Origin of the sequence: Halalkalibacter oceani, assembly GCF_023715605.1 — a bacterium.
In the GTDB taxonomy this organism is placed as follows: domain Bacteria; phylum Bacillota; class Bacilli; order Bacillales; family Bacillaceae_D; genus Halalkalibacter; species Halalkalibacter oceani.
Genome location: NZ_JAMBOL010000011.1, coordinates 65,280 through 81,408, shown reverse-complemented (window position 1 = coordinate 81,408; position 16,129 = coordinate 65,280). Strand labels below are relative to the sequence as shown.

Genomic DNA, 16,129 nt, shown 5'->3' with positions numbered 1-16,129 from the left:
CCTGCCTCCCTATATACACCCATCTATGTTAGCACAAAATCGGCAAATAACAAGCTTGTCGTCTTCGTAAAAAAGCATGAGCGACGAGGCCTGTAACTCGATGAAGAGCAATGGCTACGCTCATTACGAAAAAGCTGCTGAAAAAGTAAAAATCATACTTTTTCAGCAGCTTCGTCAAATCTCCTGCTTTAATCCACTTTTCTGATACATGTTCAAATATTCCTCGACCCGTTCCAGCACATCAGGGTCATAAGGCTTGATCACAGCAACAGCTGTTTCAACCGCTTGTTCATATTCATACTGACGGAAATAGTGCTCCGCATTCGTCAGCCCTTGATGCACATCATGTGAGCGGCTGCGGAAGCGGTTGCCGAACTGAATGACATACTCGGCAAATGTTGCCAGCTCAATTGTGTCGTTGATCAGTTCTTCGCTTTCCTTAACCGTCTTTACAGCTTCCTCGACGAGAACGGTAACCCGCCCCAGCTCCAACGGAACCTGATGCAGCTGCTCGGACGCTTCATCCATTTTCTGCTCAGCTTCTTGGAGCGTAAGCAGCGCAGCTTCCGGCAGTCCTGGAATATTGCTTTTTTTGATCGTCCGCTTCGTGTCCAGCAATGTTTCCTGAAGCGAGTGGAGTGTTTCCTTTGCCCGCCATTCGTCCTCGCGCAAAGCAAACAACGCCTGTTTATCCTCGGCGATGGACTGAGTCAGCTTCGTAATCTCAAGCTTCCATTCCTCTACCATCTCACGGATGGACGTGAATGTCTGACTCTCATTGGCCGTAATTTCCTGTAAGACATCCAGCTGTCTGGTGAGATCAAGTACCGCTTCCTCCATCTTTTTCCTTGCGGCGAGCTTCTCTTTCGAAATATGATAGCTCTGCTGAACCTGAACGGTCTCCTCAAATAAATCATTGATCTGATTTTTGGCCTGCTCGCAAAGCTGCTCAAGCTCGGGCAACTGCTCTGTCACAAATTGCTTTGAATCAACTTCAAACTCCAGCAGCTCATAAATCCCTTCTATTTGGGCTGACACCTCGTGCAACCGCTCCTCGGCCTCATCACATTTCAACGCCAGCAGCTCTTCCTTCAGCTTGTCGAGCTCGCTTTTGATGCCTGATAGCTGTTTTTCCAGCGAAAATGGTTCCAGCTTGTAGCCGGCCTCTTCCATCCCTTTCATGCCTTCCTCGATTTCTTTAAGCTCATTTGGAATGGTCGTCTCAGCCTGAACCAACAGCTTTGGATAACGCTCAAGCAGGGACTCTGTTTCCTGAAGCAATTCACCCGCTTTTAGCAGATGATCGCGCGCCTTCAGATAACTCCCTTCTGCTGTCGCTGTTTCGAATGATTCGAGCAAGGTTTGAATCTGCTCCATTCGTTCATCAAATCCGGCAACACCCTTCCCGAGTGAACCCCGGCGCTTTAACAAAGCGGCCTGCAACTCCTTGTAACGCCTTCTCACATCATCGATCTCCGTCCGGTTCTGCTCCTCGCTTTGAACGAGCTGATCGATTTCCTCAAGCATCTGCTTCAATTGATCTTCAATCCCTTGCAGCCTCTGGCGGGTAGTTTCCGTTTGCAGCTTTGCTTTTTTAAAGCGGTTTTTGGCTGCCAGCTCCTCTATATCAAACAATTGCTCTTCAATGTTTGGTAAAATGGTGCCGACAATATCATCCCATTCGCTCCGCCATTCTTCGAACTTTTCTTCCGTCTGGCCTGACATATGTAATTGTTTCACCTTACCGATTTCTTCCGGTATCGTCCGATTTAAAATGTCATTTTTCCATTCTTCTAACTGGTCTACTTCTTTATACGTTTTCCTGCGCAAAATGGCGCTTATTACAATTAAAACAAGGATAATAGCAATAGCTGTATAAACTACATAACGCATGTGAGGACTCCCTTCTATAGATCCTTGGAATGTTTTGTATTGAAGGCCTCAATTTGAGCTTCTAAAAAATACAGCGAATTTCTCATCGCCCTTTTGTTTTTCTCTACAAAACACAAATATCCTTTATATATTGACAAATTTTTTATTTTTCACGACTTTAATTATGTATTATGATACCATGAAAGTAACACTTTGTACGTTTTTTTCGTGGTTCTTATTTAATTTTAGAAGGAGATTCTACGATGGTACACGATGGACATGTTCACAGCCCCCTTTGTCCGCATGGCACAAAGGATGATTTTGTCGATTATTGCGAGAAAGCCATTGCCCTTGGCATAGAGGGAATCAGCTTTACGGAGCATGCCCCGCTCCCCGCTTCCTTCGATGACCCCACCCCTCAGCAGGACAGCGGCATGAACCCGGCTGATTTACCACGGTATATCGAACACATTCAATTGGTAAAGAGAGAATATAAAGGAAGGCTCAACATTCTGCTGGGCCTTGAGGTTGATTATATTGAAGGGTTTGAAAAGGAGACGGCCGACTTTCTGAACGAGGTTGGTCCATTGCTGGATGACAGCATTCTTTCCGTTCACTTTCTCCATCTTCGCGACCGCTATCTTTGTCTTGATTACAGTCCGGATGTCTTTCAGTCAGCGGTTGATTTGCTCGGCTCTACCGCCAAAGTGCACGAGCATTATTATCAAACCGTTTTCGCTTCCATCAAGGCGGATCTGGGCCGCTACAAGCCAAAAAGAATCGGGCATATGACGCTCGCCCGTAAATTCCAAAAACGCTTTCCGGCTCCCGATTCGCAGTTGTTCGCAAAAGAGATCACCCGTATTCTGACAGCCATCCAGCAAAAAGGATATCAGCTGGATTACAATGGCGCAGGCTGCCTGAAGCCGCTTTGCCGTGAGCCTTACCCTTACGCAAGCATCATTGAAGAAGCCGTTCGGCTGAAGATCCCGCTTGTCTACGGCTCGGACGCTCATTCGGCCAATGGGCTGCTCAGTGGCTACGACCAGCTTGCCGCAGCTCCGCTGGCAAAGCCGTAGCTTCTTTCGCCCCGAAACAGGAAGCTTACGCGATTCCTGTTTCGGCCTTGGGCTGACAAAGGGCGGCCTTCACCCATCTTGCAATATGCTCCATATACCGGTCGACGAAATAAGGCTCTTTCGGTGACAGCTGGTACAGCTCCTGAAAATAATGGGGAGTCAAATAAGGCATATTCACCATCGTCCGGATCTGAATGATCACATAGTCGACCGACTGGCGCTGAAACTCTCCTTTTTTCATCCCAAGCTTGATCATTTGCTCGTAATCATGCTTTTCCTTCCGTAAATAAGTTGTCATAATTTCCCTGACAAGAACGGAGTCGAGCGTCATTTCGCGATGTACCATCCGCGCGGTATAATGATTTGTCGCCTGATAAACAAGCAGCTCCCTGATCACCGAAAGCAGACTCTCCTGGACGGAGTTCGTTTGCTGCCTGATCGCTTTATGCATCGTTTGCAAATATCCTTCGAGAAATTGAATCAAAATCTTTTCATAGAGCGCTTTTTTTCCGCCAAAATAGTAGGAAACCAAAGCGATGTTCACATTGGCTGAGGAAGCAATATCTCTGACAGAGGTACCATCATATCCCTGGGTATAAAAGAGTCTGATCGCTGCATCTACCATTTTCTTTTTCGTTGATCCCTTCATGTTTTGTTGTCCCCTTTGTCATAGTCTTCTTCCCCTTCTGCTTCGCCCCGACGCTGATCAATTCCTTCCATAATCCATCGACATTGGCCGAAGAACTTTCTACATTTTTTTCAGTCAAAAACAGACAAAAAGCTTGTCCTGAAAGGTTCACTTGACTAACCTTTCAGGACAAGCCCAGAGCAGTATCCAGCCCCGCCTTTGTAAAGCGGATATTCATTTACGCGCTCGTTATTTCACAACGACACGATTTTTCCCTGTTTCCTTCGCTTCATAAAGAGCGGTATCGGCCTGATTGAACAGCAGCTTCAACGACACTTCGCTTTCTCTTGAGCTCCAATGTGAAATCCCAATCGACACTGTGACACGGGGACTCGTTTCAATCGCTACGGCTTTGACGATCCGCTCTGCAATCTGCTGCCCAATCTTCACCTCGATATTCGGGAAATAGATGGCCAGCTCTTCCCCGCCCCATCTTGCCGCAATATCTTCCTCGCGAATGTTCCGTTTCATAATATTGGCGACCTGAATGATGATATCATCGCCTACCTGATGCCCGTACGTATCATTGATTTGCTTAAAGTTATCAATATCAAGCAGCAAAAATGTCCCCTGATTCTGCTTGTACATCGACTCTTGAATCCGCTCGTCCAAATGGTTACGCGAAAACAGCTTCGTTAAGTGATCGGTGATCACGAGCCGTTCGAGTTCTTCGTGCAGCATGGAATTGGAAAAAGCCAAGGTGGAATGATGAACCAAAGATTGCAGTAGTTTAAAATTTTCAAAGGTAAAGTGATAGGAGCTTTGATGAACCGTGACAACCATCCCTTTTAGTTCATTGTTCTGAATCATCGGCACCATTAATACTGACTTGTAAAAATCGAGCTGAACATCTTCATGACGCTCCGTATCCCCAATGTAAATCGGGTCTTTATCGCGCTTCACCTTTCTTATTAACGGCTCGAGGGCATCAAGGGAATCTTCATTTTTGAAAAAGGGTGTACTTCCGTCGAGAACGACGGCTTCCCCATTGGCATGGAACATGATGAAACCCACTTCTTCGGCTTTAAATGACTCGATGATCTGCTGCGTCATAAAGTTGATCGTATCCGCCAGGCGCAGATTTGAATTTAACTGGTGTGACGTCTCGTTAATAAGCTGTAAATCATGAATCAGATTTCTCGATTGCTGATAAAGCTCAGCATTTTCTAAAGCGTTCCCTCCTGTATCCGCCAGCATTTGAATGAAGTCAATTTCATACTGCGGCACATGGACATCTTCAGAAGTCATAATTTCCATCACGCCGTAAACACCTTGCTTGCCGCGCAAAGGGGCGTAAAGAATCTTTGAATTGTCCTCCAGTTCTTTATCCACTTGGATTTGGCCGGTTAAATACGCATGCTCCGCTGTACTGTTACCGCTTTCCGTTCCATATTTCAACGGCTTAATGGAGACATTTTCGTTCACTTGCCATTCCTGTGAAAGAAGGAGATGGACGTGGTAGTGAGGATAGGCTCTTTCAATCGCCTCGACAATCTCCCCCAGCACTTCACCAATGTCCATTGTAGAGTGGAATTTCTTCGTTACTTGCAGTAAAATATCCCGCCTTTGTGCTTCCTGGACATCTTTTTCCTGTATATATGCTTTTTCAAGAATCGGTAAAATTTCTTTGATCGACTGCTCGTAGTCATCTTTTGCTTTTTGAGCCTCATGCTCGGTTTCAAACGTAAACAGGAGCAGGGAAACAGGCTTGTTTTCCACTTCTATGGCACAGATGACGTGGTAGTGATAATTGTTTTCAAACAACTGACTGTCTTTTAACAGCACAAACGGTTCCGCACCGATTTTGCTTTCATAGTGCTGCTGTTTAAACACCGCGTCAAAATGATCAAGATCCCAATGAGACGGATAAAACAAAGGAACGAATCGTTCTTCACTTCGCTCGACAATCACTAACTTGCCGGAGCCGCTGTCGTTTTTTTTATAGCAGGTGTTTAACGCATTGGCCAGCGAAGTAAACTCCATTTGATAGCCGGCCAATTCCAGTAATTCATTAATCGGAAACATCTTTTTCTTCTTCAGTCGCTTCGTCGTCAGTCCTGACCCGGTCACAACCCCTTCTAAATAGCTGATAATCGGCTCTTCCTTTGCCGAAGCAGAAAGAACGACACCTAAATATAACGGAGTATCAATATGTTCGTGCGCAGAGAAAGGAACTGCTAGCAAAACAGAGTCTTTACACTTGCATTTTAGCTTTTGTGCTGAAAAGTTGCTTTCAAAATAGGTGAGCGCCTCGTCCATGGAAGGCGGCACATAACCCATCTTGTATGCGGAGAGAATTCTCTCATTTGATGCAATAAAAAAAACAGCAGGTTCAAATAAAGCTGTACTCTTGTTACGGTTTGAGACAAGCTCTTCCAAAAATGGTCTATATTGACTATTGTCGCTGTTTCCATTCAGAATTTTATCCATTCTCTTACACCACCACATAACATGCATGTTAAATGACTCACATTTGCACTGATTTTTAATGATTTCCTTAGCCAAAATTAGTGAAGTAGGAAAATATGCCCCTCCCCCTCATAAATATATGAACCATTTCATTCATTAAATCATCATTCTTTTGGGTCTTTCTACATCTATTATAAAACAACTTATTCCATTTTACTATGTAACTAGAACGTTCCGATACAAAAAATTATGAATTTTTTTATCTCCCTTCTCAATATTCCGCTCTCTTCTTGACATTAAACGTGTAAATTAATATAATGGAGTTTGTGTAAAAAGACAGCCAATGTAAACATACTATGTTTTTCATTTTGTTCCTCGATGCGGCTGCATGAATCGAGGTGCATCTGTAACTTCTAGCTGTCGAAGCGAACATGCATGAAGACAAAATGAACGTAGCTATGAGATTACAATGCGGTTGTTATTTTGCAACAAACAAAATAACAAGGAGGAGTCTATTTATGGCTCGTTATACAGGTCCATCTTGGAAATTATCCCGCCGCTTAGGCATTTCACTAAGTGGAACAGGTAAAGAATTAGCAAAACGTCCGTATGCTCCAGGGCAGCACGGTCCAAACCAACGTAAGAAGCTTTCCGAATACGGAGTGCAATTACAAGAAAAGCAAAAGCTTCGTCACATGTATGGTGTCAACGAGCGTCAATTCCGTCGCACGTTCGATACAGCTGGTAAAATGGCTGGTATCCATGGTGAAAACTTCATGATTCTACTTGAGTCACGTCTTGACAACCTTGTTTACCGCATGGGTCTTGCCCGCACTCGTCGTGCAGCTCGCCAGCTTGTTAACCACGGTCATATCGTTGTTGACGGCAACCGCGTTGATATTCCATCATACCGCGTAAAGCCAGGTCAAACAATCGGTGTGCGTGAGAAGTCCCGCAACCTTGACATCATTAAAGAGGCGTTGGAAGGCAACGACTTCGTTCCTGGTTATGTATCTTTCGATGCTGAAAAGCTTGAAGGCACATACACTCGTCTTCCAGAACGCGCTGAGCTTCCTTCTGAAATTACAGAAGCGCTTATCGTCGAATTCTATTCTCGTTAAGCGATTATAAGGGTCTTACCCCAGCCTGTCGACTTTGTCGACAGGCTTTTTTGTTTAGAACGCTTTTTTAGAAATAGCGATAAATAAACTAATTCAACGAAAAAATCCTATTTTTTATTGTCGAACAGCAATAAACAGCCCCGCCGTCCCAAGGCTTGCAAACATTAGAAATGCAAAAGGGTATGCCGTGCTGTCAATCAATGCTCCTCCGGCCAATGAGCCGAGTGATTGGCCGAGACCGAGCGCCAGAAAAGAAAGGCTGACGCCGATTGAAGGCTCTGCTGGAAACAATCGTGTCGCCCAGATCACGAGCACTCCGGTCAGGGCGATATAGGTGCTGCCAAAGAGCAGCGCGGAGACATACACTGCCACATCAGCTGGAACCGTAATCAGCGCAATCGCCAGCAGCAGCAACAGGAAAACGAGCCGATAGGTCAAGGCCAGACCGATCTTCCCGATGGCGCTGCCCGTCAGTCCGCCGATGATCCCCGAAATCCCCATCACCATCCAAAAAGTAACGCTCTCCGTCGTACTCATCTGATGGACGACCGTTAAATAGCTGCGGGAAAACGTCCAAAAAATCGCAGAGCTGCCGCCAATCAGGAATGAAGCCAACAGTAGCTCCTTTGCTTTGACGATAATATACCAGGATGCCTTGCTCCCGGCTGTTACGGCCTTCTCTTGCCGTGCCGGAAGAGAAAGCGAGTTCCAGAGAAGCACCGCCAAGGCGATGAGCACAAATAAAAAATAAGCGAGCCGCCAATGTTCGGTAAACAAAAGCGCGACAGGAGCGGAAACGAGCAGGCCGAAACCTGAGCCGCTGTTTATCCACATATTCCCGCGATCCTTATCTGCTTCCTTTAGTGAGATCGTCGCGACCTGACTTAGCGCCGGGGAAGCCCAGCCACTGCCGATCCCCGCAGCAAAAATGCTAATCACAAGCGGGGAGAAGCTTTGTGCCAGCGCAATTCCGCTCATCCCGACGAGCGCTGTGATCCCGGCGGCTTGTATTAAGCGAAAACAGCCGAACCGACGAATCAAAAACGGCGCCGTCAGCAACGCTGCCGAGTAAGAAACATAAGCAGCCGATGCAGCGATCCCGGCGGTGCTTTCCTTTAGCTTGAGGGAAGTCGAAATATCCGGCAAAAACAAGCCAAAGCTGAACCTTGCCAAGGCATAGGTGACAGCAATCATCGCGACACCGGGCCATACGATTTTCCCCATTTTCTCATCTCCTTTTTAGATAGAACGATCAGTCTATTTTTAAAGAAAAAAACTAAGCCTTCTCCTATTCCGACTTAGCTTTTTCATCGCTCTCCAGTCTGATTTGTTTAGCGAAAAAGAGACATTCCTCAGCAACTTCATCAAGCGGCCTCGTTTCCGCCAAAGCAGTCGTTCCTTCAAAGAGCAGGGCGAGGCGGATCGCGTTCCGGTTTGTGTAGCCTGCCGCTTGGAAAAAATCGATTAGCGCCTTTTTATGTGCATCGACATAATCGACAATCGCCTGATTGCCATTCGCAAACTCTTCCTTCGCTCTTAAAAACATACAGCCATTCGATCCGTGCCTCCGTGTCCAGAAAAGATGCACTTCCATCAGCGCCACAGAAGGCTCCCCTTTGGCCTCGTTTAGGCACGCCTTCAAGCTGGAAAAATACCGGGCTTCTCTTCTTTTTAACACTTCCATAATTAAATCCTCTTTCGATTGAAAATGATTGTAAAGCGTCATTAGCGCGACACCGGACTCTGTAACGACTTTCTTCAACCCAATCGCATGAAAACCGTGCTCGTAAAAAAGCCGTTCCGCCTGCTCCAATAAATTTTCTTTTTTCCGACTCATTCCAACCAACCCACCTTTATATAGAACGATCACTCTATTTTTGCATATTCATTCTGCTTTTGCAAGAAAAAGCAATGGCTTCAGGTCTGTTCTCCTAAAGCCATTGCCTTCCTTTTTTTACATGCTTATTTTTACGAACTTGCGCTTTCCGACTTGAATGACCTGCCCGTCCTCGACTTGCAGTTGCAGTTGAACATCGGTTACTTTTTCTTCGTTAATCTTCACCCCGCCGTTTTGAATCATCCGTCTTGCTTCCCCTTTTGAGCTTAGCAGCTTCAGCTCAACAAGCAAGTCGACGATCCAGACCGGGTTGTCTCCAGTCCATTGCGCTTCCGGGATATCGCTCGGCAAAGCACGCTTTTGAAAGACCGTTTTGAAATAGTCGACCGCTTCATCCGCCTCTGCTTTCCCGTGATACATCTCCACGAAGGTAGCGCCAAGACGCATTTTCGCATCGCGTGGGTGCACGCTGCCGTCCTCCAACCCGCGCTCAAGCTCTTCAATTTCTTCCATGGAAAGATCCGTGGCCAGCTTATAGTATTTCACCATCAGCTCATCGGGAATCGACATCGCCTTCCCGAACATTTCATTAGGCGCTTCATCGATGCCGATATAATTGCCGAGTGACTTCGACATTTTCCGTTCCCCATCAAGTCCTTCAATCAACGGCAGCGTCAGTGCGACCTGCTTGTCTTTTCCATAGGCTTCCTGCAAATGTCTGCCCATCAATAAATTGAACTTCTGATCGGTTCCCCCCACTTCAATGTCAGATTCCATTGCCACGGAATCATATCCTTGCATAAGCGGGTAGAAGAACTCGTGAATCGAGATCGGTTGCCCCGATTTATAGCGTTTTTCAAAATCATCACGTTCAAGCATCCGGGCCACCGTCATATTGCCGGCCAGCTTAATGACATCCTCAAACGTCAACTCTTTTAACCAAGCTGAGTTATAGTAAAGCTTTGCTTTGTCCATATCAAGAATTTTTCCATATTGCTCGACATAGGTTTCGGCGTTTTTCTTTACTTCTTCATCCGTCAGCTGCTTTCGTGTTTCAGATTTCCCGGTCGGGTCACCAATTCTGCCGGTGAAATCACCGATCAGCATTTGAATCTCATGCCCTAATTCCTGAAATTGTCTCAGCTTGTGCAAAACGACCGTATGACCGAGATGAACATCGGGAGCGGACGGATCCATCCCGAGCTTGATTTTCAACGGTTTTCCGGTAACGACGGACTTTTCAATTTTTTGACGAAAGTCCGCTTCCGGAATAATTTCCACAACGCCGCGTTGTAAATAAGCAAGCTGACGTTCCACCTCGGCCTGCTGTTCAGCTGTTAATGTTACCTCTTTTTCCATTTGTCTTCCTCCTGTTTCGTTTCACTTTTGCACTAGAGCAGAAAAAAACCTCCTCCCTAAAAAAGGGACGAGGTTGTCGCGTTACCACCCTTGTTGAAGAAGTCAGCCTTCTTCCACTTCATTTCAATAACGGAATGTTCCGTTCTTTGCTTATCACAAAGAAAGCTCCAGATTGTATTTCATCGTTGCCTGTGTACTGATTCGCACCACCCATCAGCTCTCTAAAACAGGGAAGCAACGATTACTTCGATCCTTCACAGCTTTACCTATATATGCTCTATTTACGATGTTTCTTTTTTACCACAATGATTCACCCCTGTCAATATAACATTCTACATTATTTGCGGTTTTCATATCCTCCATCGACGGCATTATGCTATAATGTTTCTGATATATAGGAGGTTTGCTATGAAACAAGATTCTGCACTTATAGAGAAATTCAAAGCGTTTACAAGAAGGCTCCATGAACTGAAGGTCTTTCGCAAAATCGGGATCACCTATCAGGTATTCTGGAATCTTTTTCTCATATGTTTAGTCGCTGGCTTTATGTCCCTTTTCTTCATCGGCGGAACAGCGGCCGGATATTTCGCCTCACTTGTCCAGGACGAAACACTCCGCAGCGCCGACGACATGAAAGCAAGGATTTATGACTATGAGGAAACGAGCCAGGTCTTTTTTGCTGATAATGTTTATCTCGGCGAGCTCCCTTCCGAAATTGAACGGCACAAAGTGGCGCTCAAAGACGTGTCCGACCATTTGAAAAATGCGATCATCGCTACGGAGGATGAGTATTTTTATGAGCACGAGGGCATTGTCCCGAAGGCAATCATGCGGGCGACCTTCCAGGAGTTCGCTAATTCTGCTGTGCAAACAGGTGGTAGTACATTGACCCAGCAGCTGATCAAAAATCAGATTTTGACAAGTGAAGTTTCGTTTGACCGGAAAGCAACGGAGATCCTGCTTGCTCTAAGGCTTGAACAATTCCTTGAAAAAGACGAAATCCTTGAAGCTTATTTAAACATCGTACCTTTCGGGCGCAATTCCTCAGGCCGTCATATCGCCGGTGTACAGGCAGCCGCTCAGGGAATATTCGGCGTTGATGCAAAAGACCTTTCCGTCGCTCAGGCTGCCTATATTGCCGGCCTGCCGCAAAGCCCGTTCGGCTATACACCTTTTACCGGAGACGGTTCGATCAAGGAAAATCTCGAACCCGGGCTTAACCGGATGAAAACCGTACTATCGAGAATGCATGAATCGGGCTTCATTTCAGACGCGGAATATCAGGAAGCGTTGCAGTATGATATTCGTGACAATTTAACAGACAGCACACCGGCTCCAATTGATCAATATCCTTATCTCACCTACGAAGTTATGCGGAGGGCGACGGATATTTTAGTCATGCAGCGCTTGGAGGAGGAAGAAATTTCTCTTGATGAACTGAATGAAGAAGAACGGCTTGAAACCTATAACCGGTTCCGCGAGCAGGCTTCAACCAAGCTTAGAAGCGGCGGCTACCGCATCCATACAACAGTGGATAAAAACATGTACATTGCGATGCAGGAAGCCGTGCAAAACGATGCTCTCTTTGGACCAATGAAGGATGGCGAACAGGAGGAAGTCGGGGCGATCCTGATTGAAAATCATACGGGAGCCATTAAAAGCTTCGTCGGCGGAAGAGATGAAGGCAGCGACCTGCAATACAATCACGCTACGCAGGCGTACCGGCAAAACGGTTCGACGATGAAACCGCTGCTCGCTTACGCCCCCGCAATGGAAATCGGCGCGATTCAGCCGGGGATTGTCGTACCGGACACAGAAGCGTACTATTCCGGCGGACAGGAAATCACCAACTTTGACAACCAGCATCAAGGCTTGCTTTCCGTGCGGGAGTCGCTTGCCCGCTCACGCAATGTTCCGGCGGTTCGCTCTTTTAAGAGAGTACCGCATGAGCAAGCGCGGGACACATTGCTGAATCTCGGTTTTCGTCTCAGCAATGGCGAGCCGTATGAATCAGCTCCGCTCGGCGCTACAGAAAACAACGTTACCGTCGAACAAAATACAAACGCTTATGCGACTTTCGCCAACGGGGGTACCTATGTGGAATCCTATCTCATTGAGCGAATTGAAACAGCGGACGGGGAATTGGTCTATGAGCACGAGCCTGTTAAACGGGATGTATTCACCCCGCAAACGGCCTATTTGACACTCGATATGCTGAGGGATGTCCTTCGCCCGGGAGGAACGGCAAGCTCTCTTCCTGGCCGGCTATCCTTTTCGGCAGATTGGGCTGGAAAAACAGGAACAACGAGTAATGTCTATGATTCCTGGTTTGTCGGATTTAACCCGAATGTGACGCTCGGCGTCTGGATTGGCTATGATACGCCGAAAGAGATTCAGCGCACGGTTGGTGGTTTACGCTACGGGCCGCGTACCCAGCAGATTTGGGCTAATCTGGCCAATGCCGCGTACTCTATCAACCCGGAGCTGCTCGCGCCAAGCGAAAGATTTGCGATGCCGGATGGGATTGTTAGACGTTCCATCTGCAGTTTGACAGGTCTCTTGCCATCGACGATTTGCCAGCAGGCAGGCCTTGTTACAACGGATCTCTTTAACGTCAAGTTTCTGCCATCGGAAGCGGATGACAGTCTGGAAAGTGCGCGCTATGTTACAATTGACGGCCAAAACTACCTTGCGTTGTCGTCTACCCCTGCCGAATTCACGGAACAAGGAGTAGCGATCTCAAAGGACTTCCTGGATATCGGCGACCTGTCCAACTATTTGCCGGAGTCGATGCGCAATATTATTCCTGAGCGGGAAGCGCCCAATAATGGACGGACTCCTGGTCCAGTCGGGGGAGTGGCTTTAAATGGCCAAACCTTAAGCTGGAATAAACACCCGGACAATGACATTGTCGGCTACCGGATTTACCGGGCAAGTAACGGCCAGGACAACTATCAGCTTTTAACAAGCGTGCGGGAAAATACAAACACAAGCTTCTCTGTTCAAGGAGGCTCTTATTCGTACTATGTCACGGCCGTAGATGCGGCCGGACGTGAATCAGCGGCCTCAAACACAATAGCCGGCAGCGCGCCGGAACAACCTGACGAACAGCCGGACAACGGAGCGGAAGACTCAGATTCAGCCAACGGAGACAATTCATCTGGCGGTTCTACTAATAATGGGAATGGAAATAACCAGCCGGATCACAGCAACGGAAATGGCACGGATACGCCGGAAGAACCGGCTGAACCTGATGGCAACAACGGAAACGGAAATGGAGGCGGGAACGGAAATAACGGTTCAGGCAATAACCCTCCTCCTAACGATCCGCCGCCTGAGGAAGAGAATAATTAGCTGAATAGCTATGGATTCCAACAGCAAGGCACCAACGGCCTAAAAATAAAAAAGAGCCAGCTGCAAAACTGGCCGGCCAGCATAAGCAGCCATTGTTTCGGGGGGCGGCAAAAGGATTCTTTCCTTTTGCCACACCCCCTTTTTTGTACAGGCTGCCGTCTCGTGATTTGCAACGCTTTATTCCAGGACAGCTCTCCCGCTATCGCTTTAAAGCAAGGAAAGGATAATACTAATCACGACAATTGCCCCTATAATCATTAAAATGGTTCGAATCATATGTTACTACACCCTCTCTTTTGCGACTTTTCCTTGTTACACAGGCTATTCCCCGCCATTCTTAATCATAAACCTTACAGAAAAGTCACAGGGCACAGCGGCAAAAAAAGACAACGGATCATCTGTTTTATTCGTGAGTCTGATCTGGCCTGCAACGAACAGAAAATACCTCTTCCCTAGAAGAATCAATGACGAAACCCCCACGCAAAAAAGGAGGGGATGACAAGTAAGAGCTTGAGACAAAACGAAGGGCTGGCCAAAAGGTATAAGCAACCTTCTGTCCAGCCACTGTATTTGCCGTTAATCCTCCATTGTTGATAAGTCGCCTGTTGGCAGGTCAAGCTCCCAGGCTTTCAGGACACGACGCATAATTTTTCCGCTTCTTGTTTTTGGCAATTTATCCCTGAACTCGATTTCGCGCGGAGCCGCATGAGCCGCTAAGCCTTTTTTGACAAAGTTCCGAATGTCTTCCTTCAGTTCATCCGTTACTTCATAGCCGTCACGTAAAGCGACAAAGGCTTTAATAATCTCACCGCGGACCGGATCCGGCTTGCCGATCACCCCGGCTTCGGCTACAGCCGGATGCTCAACGAGCTTACTCTCCACTTCAAATGGACCGACGCGTTCGCCTGATGTCATGATCACATCATCAATCCGTCCCTGGAACCAGAAGTATCCATCTTCATCCATGTAGGCGGAATCACCGGATACATACCAGCCTTCGATTTCAAAATAGCTTTTGTATTTTTCCTCATTGTTCCAGATTGCCCGCATCATAGACGGCCAGCCTTTTTTAATCGCCAGATTGCCCATCCGGTTCGGCGGAAGCTCATTGCCCTGATCGTCGATAATCGCCGCTTTGACACCAGGAATCGGTTTCCCCATGGAGCCGGGACGAATATCCATCGATGGATAATTACAAATGATCTGCGCTCCCGTTTCCGTCATCCACCATGTGTCGTGAATACGTAGGTCAAACACTTTCTTGCCCCAGCGGACGACTTCAGGGTTAAGCGGTTCTCCAACGCTCAGAATATGGCGCAAGGAGGACAGATCATAATTTTTTACGACTTCATCTCCAGCACTCATCAGCATCCGGAAAGCTGTAGGGGCACTATACCAGACCGAAACGCGGTAGCGCTCCAATGTCTCATACCAGTCCTGCGGGCTGAAGCGTCCACCACGTACGACATTGGTCGTACCGGTCAGCCACGGGCCGAAAATCCCGTAGGAGGTCCCTGTCACCCAGCCCGGATCTGCTGTACACCAGTAAATGTCATTGTCCTTAAGATCAAGCACCCACTTGGCGGTCTGGTAATGCTGAAGCATCGCATTATGCACATGCAGCACACCTTTTGGCTTCCCGGTGGAACCGGACGTATAATGAAGAATCAGGCCATCTTCCCGGTCAACCCATTCAATGTCCAGTTCATCACTTGCCGCGTTCAAGCGCGTTAAAAAGTTCAAGTAGGCGCCATTCTCTTCATACGCTTCATCCACAATTAAAATCGTTTCGAGCTTCGGCAGATCATCGACCGGGACCCGTTCAAGCAAGGTTGGCGTTGTCACTAAAACCTTTGCCTCGCTATCTTCAAGACGATCCCGTACCGCACCTTCCATAAACGCTTCAAAAAGCGGGCCGACAATCGCTCCTAGCTTAATCGCACCGATTGTCGCGAAATATAACTCAGGTGAACGTGGCATGAAAATAAACACCCGGTCCCCTTTTTTCACGCCCGCGTCGCGCAGCACATTGCCGGCTTTATTGGAATACTGTTTCATTTCTTTAAACGTATACTGTTCATCTCTGCTTTTATCACTATAGTAAAGGGCGACTTTCTCTCCCTTATCTTCCTCAACATGACGGTCAATCGCTTCATAGGCGAGGTTCAGCTTGCCGGTTTTGCTCCAGGTGAACTGTTGTTCAACAGTGCTCCAATCAAAAGAAGCAGCCGCTTCTTCATAATTAGCCAGATTACTATTTTTGTTTTCGGATGGAAGCGCTTGCATTTTCATTACACATCTTCCTCTCTCTATGTATTTTCATAACTATTATAATACAGATAGATTCTTTATTCAAATTAAAATTGTTCCAAGGAAAAATCTATGAGAAAATAAACGTATCACCGACCAG

General features: G+C 47.0%; 10 protein-coding genes and 1 other annotated feature. Of the genes, 3 read left to right on the top strand and 7 right to left on the bottom strand.

Translation table 11 applies throughout. The features are described 5' to 3' along the window. Positions 1-174: 174 nt before the first annotated feature. Positions 175-1,893: a septation ring formation regulator EzrA gene (gene ezrA / locus M3202_RS13060; protein WP_251223779.1), complete on the bottom strand. Its 1,719-nt coding sequence runs from the start codon at positions 1,891-1,893 to the stop codon at positions 175-177. A gap of 242 nt (positions 1,894-2,135) precedes the next feature. Between ezrA and hisJ the strand changes: the two genes are divergently transcribed. Beyond that, positions 2,136-2,951, top strand: coding sequence for a histidinol-phosphatase HisJ (gene hisJ / locus M3202_RS13055; RefSeq protein ID WP_251223778.1), 816 nt, complete (start codon positions 2,136-2,138; stop codon positions 2,949-2,951). Positions 2,952-2,976: 25 nt separating this feature from the next. On the opposite strand, the gene refZ is transcribed toward hisJ, so the two are convergent. Both refZ and M3202_RS13045 read right to left on the bottom strand, forming a co-directional pair. Continuing rightward, the gene (refZ, locus tag M3202_RS13050) at positions 2,977-3,600 is read right to left on the bottom strand and encodes a forespore capture DNA-binding protein RefZ (RefSeq protein ID WP_251223777.1); all 624 of its coding nucleotides are present in this window, start codon (positions 3,598-3,600) and stop codon (positions 2,977-2,979) included. Positions 3,601-3,828: 228 nt separating this feature from the next. Then, on the bottom strand, positions 3,829-6,069 hold the full coding sequence (locus tag M3202_RS13045) for a sensor domain-containing diguanylate cyclase (RefSeq protein WP_251223776.1): 2,241 nt from the start codon (positions 6,067-6,069) through the stop codon (positions 3,829-3,831). Positions 6,070-6,566: 497 nt separating this feature from the next. Between M3202_RS13045 and rpsD the strand changes: the two genes are divergently transcribed. Continuing rightward, complete coding sequence (rpsD, locus tag M3202_RS13040) at positions 6,567-7,169, top strand: 30S ribosomal protein S4 (RefSeq protein WP_251223775.1); 603 nt, start codon at positions 6,567-6,569, stop codon at positions 7,167-7,169. 114 nt (positions 7,170-7,283) lie between these two features. On the opposite strand, the gene M3202_RS13035 is transcribed toward rpsD, so the two are convergent. The 3 genes from M3202_RS13035 to tyrS all read right to left on the bottom strand — a co-directional run bounded on the left by M3202_RS13035 (position 7,284) and on the right by tyrS (position 10,365). Beyond that, positions 7,284-8,393 carry an MFS transporter gene (locus tag M3202_RS13035; RefSeq protein ID WP_251223774.1) on the bottom strand — a complete coding sequence of 370 codons (1,110 nt, stop codon included), beginning with the start codon at positions 8,391-8,393 and terminating at the stop codon, positions 7,284-7,286. Positions 8,394-8,457: 64 nt separating this feature from the next. Further along, positions 8,458-9,006: a TetR/AcrR family transcriptional regulator gene (locus tag M3202_RS13030; protein WP_251223773.1), complete on the bottom strand. Its 549-nt coding sequence runs from the start codon at positions 9,004-9,006 to the stop codon at positions 8,458-8,460. Between the two features lie 117 nt (positions 9,007-9,123). Next, positions 9,124-10,365, bottom strand: a complete 1,242-nt coding sequence (gene tyrS, locus M3202_RS13025; RefSeq protein WP_251223772.1) for a tyrosine--tRNA ligase — start codon at positions 10,363-10,365, stop codon at positions 9,124-9,126. A 60-nt stretch (positions 10,366-10,425) separates the two neighbouring features. Further along, positions 10,426-10,632, bottom strand: a binding site (T-box leader). A gap of 141 nt (positions 10,633-10,773) precedes the next feature. Here tyrS and M3202_RS13020 point away from each other — a divergent pair. Further along, on the top strand, positions 10,774-13,719 hold the full coding sequence (locus M3202_RS13020) for a transglycosylase domain-containing protein (RefSeq protein ID WP_251223771.1): 2,946 nt from the start codon (positions 10,774-10,776) through the stop codon (positions 13,717-13,719). Positions 13,720-14,295: 576 nt separating this feature from the next. Here M3202_RS13020 and acsA read toward each other — a convergent pair. Next, on the bottom strand, positions 14,296-16,011 hold the full coding sequence (acsA, locus tag M3202_RS13015; protein WP_251223770.1) for an acetate--CoA ligase: 1,716 nt from the start codon (positions 16,009-16,011) through the stop codon (positions 14,296-14,298). Positions 16,012-16,129 lie beyond the last annotated feature (118 nt).